Here is a 12,579-nt window from a genome sequence, read left to right as displayed (position 1 = left end):
AGAGTGCCTCCGGCATGCGTCGGATCAAACTTTTCAGCCGGAAATCTCGCTTAATCGCGACTTTTCCCCATGACGACAGGTTGTCGTCGCCCCATCACCCCGCCTCGACGCCGTCACGCAATTCCCCATAGCCAGAATAACCGCCGCCCTGCGCGTAAACGCTTCGCTCCTGATTCTGCTGCGATGGGTTCGCCTGACCATTGAAGACGCCGCCTCTCTCAATGGATAACTCGTCTGAAAAAATATCCCCGACCACTTTCCCCTGCGCCAATACCGACACCGAGCAAGCCTCAAGCCGTCCGTCGACATAGCCATCGATAATGATCTTTCGCGCCTTTATTTCACCAATCACTTTCCCCGAATTCTCTACTTTAATGGTATTTTCACAGAATAAATCGCCAATAACGTGGCCTTCAACGGTTATATTACCCGCGGCTTTCACCTCGCCGGCGATTTGCGCGCCCTGGGAAATAACCGTGTCCTTATCGCCGTTAGGGGGACTCACCGGGCGAAGCGATTCAGTGAAATACTTTATCTCGCCCGCCTCTTGCGAGGCGGTCACTGCATTTTTATTTTCATCAAATGAAGACATTAACCGATTCCTTTTCGTTTTATAAAACCAGACCATCAGCGCAGGCAGGGCAAGTCCCAGAACGACGGCCAACGCTTTCCCATAAAACAGGGCGGGTAAATCCATATGGATATCGACCAGCCAGCCCGCCACCAGTAAACCCCATACCGCCCACACGCCCCATAACAGATTGTAATTACGCACAATTATTACGCCTATCCGGCCGCTGGCGCGCCGTAACATTTTTCATAGGTTGTAAAGAGGGCATGACGATTAGCGCAATGGGTTGAAATTCGGCAACGCAATGAACATTGCGTCGAATCCGGCAAGATCCGTAGTGAATCATATCCTTTCTCCTTTTCGCCATGCATCCTGATAGCTGGCTCTCCGCCAGATCATTTCCCGTAAGACATCGGATAAAACCTGTTTTTGTTCACTTGGCAAGCAATTCGGCAAATATCCGTGTTTTTAAGGGCAAAACTATGATGCAGGTATCACTTTTTGTGCCTGCCGCTTAACATATTTCGTTAATAAGTTGCGTAGCTAAACCGATTCTTCTATTTTAGCAAGCGTTTCTAATATCCCTGACAAGAGTAATTTTATGGCACACAAAATTTGGGTGATGGGTGACGCCGTCGTCGATCTCATTCCGGAAGATGCGGAGCGTTATCTCAAATGTCCGGGCGGCGCGCCTGCCAATGTGGCGGTAGGTATTGCCCGCCTGGAAGGCCGTAGCGCCTTTATCGGCCGGGTCGGCGACGATGTCTTCGGTCATTTTCTGCGCGACGTGTTAAACCGGGAACAGGTTGATACGCACCACATGATTGGGGATAGCGCCCACCGGACCTCCACCGTGGTGGTCAGTCTTGACCAGTATGGCGAGCGTTCGTTTACCTTTATGGTTCGCCCAAGTGCCGATCTGTTTATACAACCGGGCGATCTGCCTGAGTTTAAGCAAGGCGAATGGCTGCACCTCTGTTCCATCGCCTTATCCCAGGAGCCGTCGCGCGGCACCGCCTTTGAAGCCATGCGGCGCATCAAAGCCGCAAACGGGTGGATCAGCTTCGATCCCAATATCCGCGCGGATCTCTGGTCCAGCGAACAGACGTTGAAAACTTGCCTCGATCAGGCGTTGGCGCTGGCGGACGTCGTTAAGCTATCGAGCGAAGAGTTGGCGTTTCTCAGTACCACCGCCGATGTGGAACAAGGCATTGAAGAGCTGATGCAACGCTATCCGATTAAATTGTTGCTAGTCACCATGGGCAGCGAAGGCGTTTGGCTGCGCGATCGCCAGCAACGACAGCACTTCCCTGCCCCTTATGTCGCGCCGGTGGATACCACTGGAGCAGGCGATGCCTTTGTTGCCGGTCTACTGCAAGGACTTGCCGAGTATGACGACTTATCTCAGCCAGTTTCATGGGATAGTGTGATCGAACAAGCACAATTGTGCGGCGCGCTGGCGACCACGGCGAAAGGCGCCATGACGGCCCTGCCGTTTGCCCGACAACTCCAGTCCACCTTGCAGGCCAAGCCTTAATTTCAGGCTCAGATCCGCTTACAAAAGTTGTTTTGCAGCCAGGATCACAGTTACAGAAACAGGTTGGTAAAGTTCCTTGCCAACCTGATCTCCCCCCCTTATTTTCTCTTCGGAAAACCGGTTTAGCATTTTAGCAAAAACGGATTTTTAGCCGACAAAAGCTCCCCTAAAAATAAGAAGAGAAAAAAAATGAAACCAAACCGACTCGCCATAGTAATTGGATTACTACTCTCATCTCCGCTCTATGCTTCCGCTGCCAGTTCCGGCAGCATCGAAGCCCGTCTAAATGCGCTGGAACAAAGGCTGCAACAGGCCGAACAGCGTGCGCAGATAGCCGAAGCCAGAGCGGATGCCGCAGAAAAACACACGCAACAGTTGGAGGCCCGCACCGCGCAAACCGAACAGAAAGCGCAACAGGTTGAACAACGCACAACCGAACTGGCCAGCCAGAAATCGTTCGCCGACGGTTTCGAATTTCATGGCTATGCCCGCTCCGGTCTATTGGCAAATGACTCATCAGTCAGCTCAAATGCGGATATTGGGCCAGGGATGTCGCCGGCAGGCAGCACTGGCGGTCACATCGGCCGTCTGGGCAACGAAGACGACACTTACCTTGAATTAAAACTGGAGCACAAACAAAAACTGGATAACGGCGCGACGACGCGTTTCAAAGTCATGATGGCTGACGGCCAGCGCAGTTATAACGACTGGACCGCGGCCAGCAGCGACCTCAACGTGCGCGAAGCCTTCGTCGAGTTAGGCTCCCTGCCGACCTTTACGGGGATCTGGAAAGACACCACGTTATGGGCCGGTAAACGTTTCGACCGCGACAACTTCGACATCCACTGGCTGGATAGCGACGTGGTCTTCCTGGCCGGCACCGGCGGCGGTATCTACGACGTGAAATGGGCGGATAGCTTCAAAAGCAACTTCTCTGTTTATGGTCGTAGTCTGGGAGCCATTACTTCGCTGGATAACGACATCAAAAACTACGTCTTCACCGCCAATAACTACGTCGGCCCGTTCCAGTTTATGCTCAGCGGGTTGACGGCGAATAATAACGACGCGAAAACCAATACCGGAAATAACAGCGCCAATACGGTCACCAATACCAACGCCGGCGACCGAGGCTATCATGCGATGGCGGCCTGGCATGGCGACAGCTTCTATGGGCTGAGCGAAGGTAGCTCGAAAGTAGCCATCCTATACGGTCACGGTTTGGGCGCGGAGGTGAAGAATGTCGGTTCCGACGGTAATCTGACCGATGACGCCAGCACCTGGCGCCTGGCTACCTACGGCACCACGCCGCTGAGCAGCAACTGGAGCTTCGCGCCGGCCATTCTGGCTCAGAGCAGCAAGGATCGTTACGTTAATGGAGACAGCTATGAATGGATCACCTTTAACGCCCGTCTGATTCAGGAAATCACCGAAAACTTCGCGCTGGCCTATGAAGGCAGCTACCAATATATGGATCTCGATCCGCGCGGCTACAACGCGCTTAACAAGGTCAGCGGCGGTTTCTACAAGCTGACGTTCGCCCCTACCTTCAAAGCCGGCGATATCGCCAACTTCTTCAGCCGTCCCGAGTTACGTCTGTTCGCCAGCTACGTGAACTGGGATAAGCGGCTGGATAACTACTCCAGCGAAGACACCTTCGGCTCGACCGGTTTCACCGCCGGCGGAGAATGGAATTTCGGCGTCCAGATGGAAACCTGGTTCTAAGTCAGCGTAACACAGCAACGAGCGCCGGTTAGCGGGGTTTGCGCTAACCGGCGACGAGGACACCTATAAAAGAGGAATAAAATGGACATTAACGCCACAGCGACAGCACTGATCCCCCTGTTGGGCGGAAAAGAAAATATCGCCAGTGCCGCCCACTGCGCCACCCGTCTGCGGCTGGTGCTGAATGACGATAGCCTGGCCGATAAAAAAGCGATTGAAAAGGTTGATGGAGTCAAAGGCTGTTTTCACAATGCGGGACAAATCCAGATAATTTTCGGCACCGGACTGGTCAATAAAGTTTATGCCGAATTTATCAAAGCGGCCAATATCAGCGAATCCAGCAAATCTGAAGCCGCCACGGCGGCCGCACAGAAGCTAAACCCGCTGCAACGTCTGGCCCGTCTGCTGTCAAACATCTTTGTCCCCATTATCCCGGCGATCGTGGCATCCGGTCTGCTGATGGGGCTGCTCGGGTTGATTAAAACCTATGGCTGGGCCGATGCCGGCAGCGCCATCTTCATCATGCTGGACATGTTCAGCTCCGCCGCCTTTATCATTCTGCCCATTCTTATCGGCTTCACCGCCGCACGGGAATTTGGCGGCAACCCCTACCTTGGCGCGACGCTGGGCGGCATTCTCACCCACCCCGCGCTCACCAACGCCTGGGGCGTCGCCGGCGGCTTCCAGACCATGAGCCTGTTCGGTCTGGATATCGCCATGGTGGGCTATCAGGGAACGGTATTCCCGGTACTGCTGGCCGTCTGGTTTATGAGTCTGGTGGAAAAGCGCCTGCGCAAGGTGGTGCCGGAGGCGTTAGACATTATTATTACGCCGTTCCTGACCGTGGTCATTTCCGGCTTTATCGCCTTGCTTATCATCGGTCCGGCGGGGCGTATGCTGGGCGACGGCATCTCTTTTGTGTTAAACACCTTGATTACCCATGCCGGCTGGCTGGCAGGACTGCTGTTCGGCGGTCTCTATTCGGCGATCGTCATCACCGGCGTCCACCACAGCTTCCATGCCATTGAGGCCGGGCTGCTGGGCAACCCCGCTATCGGCGTTAACTTCCTGCTGCCTATCTGGGCGATGGCTAACGTCGCGCAGGGCGGAGCCTGTCTGGCCGTTTATTTCAAAACGCGCGATGCAAAAATCAAAGCCATTGCCGTCCCTGCCGGATTTTCCTGTCTGCTGGGGATAACCGAAGCGGCGATATTTGGTATTAATCTGCGTTTCATCAAACCGTTCCTGGCAGCCCTTGCGGGCGGCGCGCTCGGCGGCGCGTGGGTGGTATTCAACCATGTCAGCATGACGGCGGTAGGATTGACCGGCTTTCCCGGACTGGCGATCGTAAAAGCAGGCTCTATGCTTAGCTACCTGATTGGCATGCTCATCGCCTTCGGCGCGGCGTTTATCATTTCATTCCTGCTGAAATATAAAACGGATAGCGAATAATGAAAGAAGTCCACTTGTTAAAGCGCATGGCGCACGCCCTGATGTCTAATCAGGCCCGGCTCGGCGACGATCCTCACCGTCCATATTGGCATCTGTCGCCCAGCGTGGGGTTGCTCAACGATCCGAACGGATTTATTCATCATGATGGGCGCTACCATCTGTTTTATCAGTGGAATCCTTTAGCCTGTGCCCACGGAGCAAAATTCTGGGGGCACTGGAGCTCGACCAATCTGGTGCATTGGCGGCATGAACCTGTCGCCCTGGTACCCAGTGAAAGCTACGAAACGCATGGCTGTTACTCCGGCTCCGCCGTCGTGGATAACGGTGCGATCACCCTGATTTATACCGGTAATGTCAAATACGGCGACGGTTCGCGCACGGCATTCCAATGTCTGGCCAGAGAGAACGCCGACGGCGAGTATGACAAACTGGGGCCCGTGCTGGATCTGCCGGAAGGCTATACCGGTCATGTGCGCGACCCGAAAGTATGGAAACATGACGCGCACTGGTACATGGTGCTGGGCGCGCAGGATAAACAGCTGCAGGGTAAGGTGTTGCTATTTCGCTCAAGCGATCTGCGCCGCTGGGATAAAATCGCCGAGATTGCCGGCTCCCGACTCGGCGGGCTGGGTGATTTTGGTTACATGTGGGAATGTCCCGACCTGTTCCGGCTGAATGCACAGGACGTTTTAATCTGCTGCCCGCAGGGTATCGCCGCGCAAGACGAGCGTTATCTGAACACCTTTCAGGCGGGTTATTTTATCGGCGAGCTGGATTACCAAAGCGGTCATTATCCGCACCGTGAATTTCATGAACTGGATCTTGGCTTCGAATTTTACGCCCCGCAAACCACGGCAAGTGAGGATGGGCGACGTTTGATGTTCGGCTGGATGTCCATCCCTGATGAGAACGAGTTTTTTGACCCCACGATCAAGCAGGGCTGGATCCACACCATGACCTGCCCGCGAGAGCTGACGCTACGCGATGGCAAGCTCTATCAGCATCCTGTTCGCGAATTGCAACAGTTGCGTACGCAGCACTTCACATGGCAAGGCGTCGCCAGCTATGCGCCGCCGCTCCCGATAAACAGCGCCGAAGTCATCATTGATTCTCAAGGTGAATTTCAGCTTGATATCGCCTCGCGGCTGGTTGTTTGCTGGGACGGCGAACGCCTGACCCTGAGCCGGCGCAACCTGAGAACCGGCGAGCCGGAACACCGCTATTGGCGCGGAGAACTACGCCAATTGCAGATCTTGTTCGACCGTACCAGCGTCGAGATTTTCATCAATGACGGCGTCGCAACGATGTCCGCCAATTGTTTCCCTGACGGAGACGCAACGCTTTCTTTCAGCGGCTCGGGACGATTAACATTGCAGCACTGGCTGTTAGCGCCATGCGTGATAGAATGACATCCCTTTTTCCGACGATAGAAAGTTCAAGCGGTGAAACAGACTAAACGCGTAACAATCAGTGATATTGCCGCGCTTTCGGGCGTATCAAAATCGACGGCCAGCGTGGTGCTCAATGGTCGGAGTAAAGAGTTCCGCGTTTCTGATGCAACCCGCGATCGTATTCTGGCCATCGCTCACGAGCAGCGTTATCAGCCCAGTATCCATGCCCGTTCACTGCGATCGTCCCGCAGCAATACGCTGGGCCTGGTGGTGCCGGAAATGACCAACTATGGTTTCGCCATTATCTCGCGCGACCTGGAGATGCTCTGTCGCGAAGCGGGATTGCAGCTCCTTATCGCCTGTACCGATGAAAATCCCAGTCAGGAGATGATGGCGGTCAACAGTCTGGTACAGCGTCAGGTCGACGGGATCATTGTGGCATCCAGCATGCTCAGCGATATCGAATACCAGAAAATCAATCAGCAATTGCCGGTTGTGCAATTTGACCGGGTAATCGGCGAATCTCAATTACCGCTGGTGATGACCGAGTCGATCGAATCGACGGCCGAACTCGTCGAGCGCGTCGCTCGCCGGCACGGTGATGAGTTCTATTTCATTGGCGGCCAATCGCGCATTTCCCCGACCCGCGACCGTCTGGCCGGCTTCCAGTTGGGATTACAACGCGCAGGGATTGAGTGCCGTCCTGAATGGATTATTCATGGTAATTATCACCCCAGTTCAGGCTATGAAATGTTCGCCCAGCTCTGTGCCGAACTGGGGCGACCGCCGAAAGCGCTCTTTACCGCGGCCTGCGGCCTGCTGGAAGGGGTTTTGCGCTATCTGAGCCAGCATAACCTGATGGAGAGCGATATCCATCTGTGCAGCTTTGACGATCACTACCTGTTTGATTGTTTGCCGTTGAAGATTGACACTATCGCTCAGGATAGCGAACGTCTGGCGGGAAATAGCTTTGACATGATTACGACCTTGATCGAAGAACGTCCATTGAAACAGGATAAGCGCTATCTTCCGCCAGCGCATATCTACTGGCGGCATCCTGAATCACGCTAGTGGCGGAACTTGCCCTGCCAATGGCGCTAATCCGTGGGGACAGGCGTCATCGTCAATCGACTGCAATCTACGCGTAAAAGGTTTGCGACCCGGTCGCCTGGTTACCAGACGACCGGATATGACTGCGAAAACACGATGATGTCAGGGTTATCTGGCCGCCGACTCAGCGCCAACCAGCCCCACTTTGAGATATCCGGCTTTGCGTAACGCGTCCATTACCCTCATCATGGTTTCATAATCCACGCTCTTATCCGCCTGGAAGAAAATGGTGGTGTCTTTATTACCGCTCGTGGTGACATCCAGCGCCTGAGCCAGCGACTGTTCGCTCACTACATCATCGCCGACATATAGCTGTTTATCGGCTTTCACCGTCAGGTAAACCGGCTTCTCAGGGCGCGGCTGAGGCGCGGCGGATGAAGCCGGCAAATCCACGCGAATATCCACCGTAGCCAGAGGCGCGGCAACCATAAAAATAATCAACAGAACCAGCATGACGTCAATAAACGGCGTCACGTTGATATCGTGCATTTCGCCGTTTTCGCTCACATCGTCGTTCAAATGTATCGCCATAACTTATCCCACCCGCAATTTCTGCGCCGATGAAGATGCCCGGTTATCATTGCTGGCCGCCACGTCCAGGTCGCGGCTCAACAGCAGCAGCACCTGTGCGGCGACATCGCCCACCAGCGCTTTATAGCCGGTAATCCAGCGAGCGAAGATGTTATAAATCACTACCGCCGGGATCGCGGCCACCAGGCCGATTGCCGTCGCCAGCAGCGCTTCGGCAATACCTGGCGCGACGACGGCCAGATTAGTGGTCTGCGTTTGCGCGATACCGATAAAGCTGTTCATGATGCCCCACACGGTACCAAACAGCCCGATGAATGGCGCCACCGCGCCGACCGTCGCCAGATAACCATTACCGCGTCCCATATGACGACCGGTAGCGGCAACTCGACGTTCCAGACGGAAAGCCGTACGCTCTTTAATCCCGTTGTTGTCATCGGAGCGCGCGGACAGTTCCAGCTCATTCTGCGCATCCGCCAGCAGTTGTCGCGCCACGCCCCCGGACTTGAACGCCTCAGCCGCATCCACGGCATCATCCAGGGTTTTAGCTTGTTCCAGCAGTTGGTATTCCCGACGCGCGCGACGTTTGGCGCCCATCAGTTCCACGCTTTTACTAAAGAAAATCGCCCAGGTAATGACAGAGGCCAGCAACAGGCCGATCATCACCGTCTTCACCACCAGGTCGGCATGCTGATACATGCCCCAGACGGACAGGTCAGTTCTCATCAGGTTACTGGCGCCCGGCGCCGCGTTGGGCGGTAATGAAAGCGGCGACGCCTCCGGCGCGACGGGGAGCGGCGCGGCGATAGAAGAATCAACAGCGGGAGAATCAGGCGTAGCCGGTGCGGCGACCGCTTCACTGGTGCTGTCACCGGATAAAGGCGCGCTGACCGGTGGAGCCGCCAGCGTATTTCCACTGAGTCCCGCAGTCAAAAGCAGGGTAACCAGCACGCTACGAGAAATTACGCTAAATGCGCCACGTTTTTTTTGCCAGGCTGATGATACCTGTTGGGTAATATTACTGACAGCCGTATTCACGCTGTGCCTCCACCGTTAATCCATCACAATGACACAATAAATCAGCCTGAAATAATATCAAACCCTGAGTGAATTGATAGTTGTTCTCATTATTATTTATGCTTATTGAAAATATTATTCTTACCTTACAGCCCGTTCGGCCCGGACATTGATATGACTGGCAGCGTATAACCGAGAATAAATAAGAAATCGCGGAGGGATCCGGCAAGCCGTTTAGCGGCCTTAAATCGTGTTTTCATGCGGCCGTGAGGTTACTGCAAATGAGGAATACGAAGGGAGAATGAATGGCAAAACGCCAGAAACTGATCGGCGCTCAACGCCCGATGTGATATCGGACGTTGAGCGCCTGCGGTGAAGAAAATCCGGTAGCCGTTACAGCGCGGCGATAGTCGCCTGCTGTTCCAACAGTTTCGCTTTTGCTACCGCGTAGCCATCCAGTTTGGCCCGCTCTTTGTCCACGACGGCTTGCGGCGCGCGCGCCACAAAACCTTCATTGGCCAGTTTGCTTTCGATGCGGCCAATTTCCGCTTCAATTTTGGCGACTTCTTTGGCCAGACGATCCAGCTCGGCGGCTTTGTCTATCAGGCCGGCCATCGGGATCGACAGCTCAGCGCCATCCACCAGTTTGGTGACGGATACCGGGCCTTTATCGCCCGCCGGCAACAGCGTGATGCTATCCAGACGAGCCAGCGTTTGAATAAAGCCGCGGTTTTCTTCCACCCGACGTACAGCCTCAGGATTGGCGTCACGCAACAGCAGTTCCAGCGGTTTACCCGGCGCGATATTCATTTCCGCACGAATATTACGCACGGCAATAATCGCCTGCTTGATCCATTCCAGATCGTTCAGCGCCTGCGTATCTTCCTGCGCGGCGTCGAACTCAGGGAAAGGCTGCAACATAATCGTATCGGCGCTAATGCCTTTCAGCGCTTTCACCCGTTGCCAGATGGTTTCAGTAATAAACGGAATGATCGGATGCGCCAGACGCAGAAGCGCTTCCAGCACGTCCACCAGCGTCTGCCGGGTGCCGCGCAGTTCCGCTTCGCTGCCGCCATTCATCACCGGCTTCGCCAGCTCCAGATACCAGTCGCAGAACTGATTCCAGGTGAATTCATACAAAATATTGGCGGCGATATCGAAACGATAGCTATCCAAAGCCTCGCGGTACGCTTTCACCGTGCGGTTGAATTCCGCCCGGATCCAGCGATCGGCCAGCGACAGCACTTTATCGCCGCCCTGTTGTCCGCAGTCCTGCCCCTCGGTATTCATCAGCACAAAACGGCTGGCGTTCCACAGTTTGTTGCAGAAATTGCGGTAACCCTCCAGACGTTTCATATCCCAGTTGATATCACGTCCGGTAGACGCCAGCGCCGCCAGCGTAAAACGCAGCGCATCCGTGCCATGCGGTTCAATCCCATTCGGGAACTGTTTCTCGGTACGCTTACGGATTTTTTCCGCCAACTGCGGCTGCATCATATTGCCGGTGCGTTTTTCCAGCAGCGCTTCCAGCGAAATACCGTCCACCATATCCAGCGGGTCAATCACGTTCCCTTTGGATTTGGACATTTTCTGTCCTTCTTCATCGCGGATCAGCCCCGTCATATAAACCGTATGGAACGGAACCTGCGGCTTGCCGTTTTCATCTTTGATGAAGTGCATGGTCAGCATGATCATGCGGGCAATCCAGAAGAAGATGATGTCGAAGCCGCTGACCATCACGCTGCTGGGATGGAACGCCTTCAGTTCCGGCGTCTGTTCCGGCCACCCCAGCGTGGAGAACGTCCACAACCCGGAGGAGAACCAGGTATCCAGCACATCGTCGTCCTGATTCAACACCACATCGTCAGACAGATTATTTTCGCGGCGCACTTCCGCTTCATCGCGACCGACGTAGACCTTGCCCTGAGCGTCGTACCAGGCCGGAATGCGGTGTCCCCACCACAGCTGACGCGAGATACACCAGTCCTGGATATCACGCATCCAGCTGAAGTACATATTTTCGTACTGTTTCGGGACGAACTGGATTTCCCCCTGTTCCACCGCTTCAATCGCCACTTTCGCCAGCGGCGCGGTACGCACATACCACTGATCGGTCAGCATCGGTTCAATCACTACGCCGCCTCGGTCGCCGTACGGCACGGTCAAATCATGCGCCTTGATCTCTTCCAGCAGCCCCATGTCATCAAAAGCCGCGACTATCGCTTTACGGGCGGCGAAACGCTCAAGACCGCGGAATTGCTCGGGGATGTCGCCGCTGTAGGCGGTGCTGGCTTCGCCGTTGGTATCGAAGACTTCGGCTTCCTGACGGATATCGCCGTCAAACGTGAGGATGTTGATCATCGGCAATTGGTGACGCTTGCCGACTTCGTAGTCGTTGAAGTCATGCGCCGGCGTAATTTTCACGCAGCCGGTGCCTTTGGTCATATCGGCGTGTTCGTCGCCGACGATCTTGATGCGGCGATTAACCAGCGGCAATAGAACCTCTTTGCCGATCAGGTCTTTATAGCGCGGGTCTTCCGGGTTTACCGCCACGCCGGTATCGCCCAGCACGGTTTCGGGACGCGTGGTGGCGACCACCAGGTAATCTTTACCGTCAGCCGTTTTCACGCCGTCGGCCAGCGGATAACGCAGGTGCCACATGGAGCCTTTGGATTCGCGGTTTTCCACTTCCAGATCGGAAATAGCGGTACGCAGTTTCGGATCCCAGTTCACCAGACGTTTGCCGCGATAAATCAGATCTTCGCTATACAGGCGAACGAATACTTCTTTCACCGCCTCGGACAGCCCATCGTCCATGGTAAAGCGCTCGCGCTCCCAGTCCACGGAGTTGCCCAGACGACGCATCTGACGGGTAATGGTGCCGCCGGATTCGGCTTTCCACTGCCAGATTTTCTCGATAAAGCCTTCCCGGCCATAATCATGCCGAGTCTTGCCTTCTTCCGCCGCGATTTTACGCTCCACCACCATCTGGGTGGCGATACCGGCGTGGTCGGTACCTGCCTGCCACAGCGTGTTTTTCCCCTGCATACGCTGATAGCGGATCATCGTATCCATAATGGTTTGCTGGAAAGCATGGCCCATATGCAAGCTGCCGGTGACGTTGGGCGGCGGGATCATGATACTGAAGCTTTCTTTGCTCACATCGCCGTTCGGCTTGAAGTAGCCTTGCTCTTCCCAGTGCTCGTAAAGAGGCTGCTCGATATCTTGCGGGTTATATTTCGTTTCCATTA

At 54.9% G+C, this 12,579-nt stretch carries 9 protein-coding genes; 5 read left to right on the top strand and 4 right to left on the bottom strand.

Annotated elements, in window-relative coordinates; translation table 11 throughout:
* Positions 1-94: 94 nt before the first annotated feature.
* Positions 95-775 carry a bactofilin family protein gene (locus ABRZ28_RS09505; protein ID WP_319606296.1) on the bottom strand — a complete coding sequence of 227 codons (681 nt, stop codon included), beginning with the start codon at positions 773-775 and terminating at the stop codon, positions 95-97.
* 397 nt (positions 776-1,172) lie between these two features.
* On the opposite strand from ABRZ28_RS09505, the gene cscK reads away from it, so the two are divergent.
* From cscK to ABRZ28_RS09480, 5 genes are all read left to right on the top strand, one after another.
* Positions 1,173-2,108, top strand: coding sequence for a fructokinase (gene cscK, locus ABRZ28_RS09500; protein ID WP_330520129.1), 936 nt, complete (start codon positions 1,173-1,175; stop codon positions 2,106-2,108).
* 189 nt (positions 2,109-2,297) lie between these two features.
* Positions 2,298-3,830, top strand: a complete 1,533-nt coding sequence (locus tag ABRZ28_RS09495; RefSeq protein WP_319606294.1) for a carbohydrate porin — start codon at positions 2,298-2,300, stop codon at positions 3,828-3,830.
* A gap of 81 nt (positions 3,831-3,911) precedes the next feature.
* Complete coding sequence (locus tag ABRZ28_RS09490) at positions 3,912-5,282, top strand: sucrose-specific PTS transporter subunit IIBC (protein WP_319606293.1); 1,371 nt, start codon at positions 3,912-3,914, stop codon at positions 5,280-5,282.
* A complete protein-coding gene (locus ABRZ28_RS09485; RefSeq protein ID WP_330520128.1) occupies positions 5,282-6,691 on the top strand; it encodes a glycoside hydrolase family 32 protein in 1,410 nt (469 codons plus the stop codon). Before ABRZ28_RS09490 ends, ABRZ28_RS09485 begins: the two co-directional genes overlap by 1 nt.
* Before the next feature lie 33 nt (positions 6,692-6,724).
* The gene (locus tag ABRZ28_RS09480; RefSeq protein WP_319606291.1) at positions 6,725-7,744 is read left to right on the top strand and encodes a substrate-binding domain-containing protein; all 1,020 of its coding nucleotides are present in this window, start codon (positions 6,725-6,727) and stop codon (positions 7,742-7,744) included.
* A gap of 147 nt (positions 7,745-7,891) precedes the next feature.
* Here ABRZ28_RS09480 and exbD read toward each other — a convergent pair whose 3' ends face one another.
* From exbD to ABRZ28_RS09465, 3 genes are all read right to left on the bottom strand, one after another.
* The gene (exbD, locus tag ABRZ28_RS09475; RefSeq protein ID WP_319606290.1) at positions 7,892-8,314 is read right to left on the bottom strand and encodes a TonB system transport protein ExbD; all 423 of its coding nucleotides are present in this window, start codon (positions 8,312-8,314) and stop codon (positions 7,892-7,894) included.
* Positions 8,315-8,317: 3 nt separating this feature from the next.
* Entirely contained in the window at positions 8,318-9,349 is a 1,032-nt protein-coding gene (gene exbB / locus ABRZ28_RS09470) for a tol-pal system-associated acyl-CoA thioesterase (RefSeq protein WP_319606289.1), read from the bottom strand.
* 372 nt (positions 9,350-9,721) lie between these two features.
* On the bottom strand, positions 9,722-12,577 hold the full coding sequence (locus ABRZ28_RS09465; RefSeq protein ID WP_330520127.1) for a valine--tRNA ligase: 2,856 nt from the start codon (positions 12,575-12,577) through the stop codon (positions 9,722-9,724).
* Positions 12,578-12,579: the final 2 nt, after the last annotated feature.

The sequence above is a fragment of the Brenneria sp. g21c3 genome, assembly GCF_040240345.1.
Lineage (GTDB): Bacteria > Pseudomonadota > Gammaproteobacteria > Enterobacterales > Enterobacteriaceae > Brenneria.
This window is presented reverse-complemented; position numbering and strand designations above follow the sequence as displayed.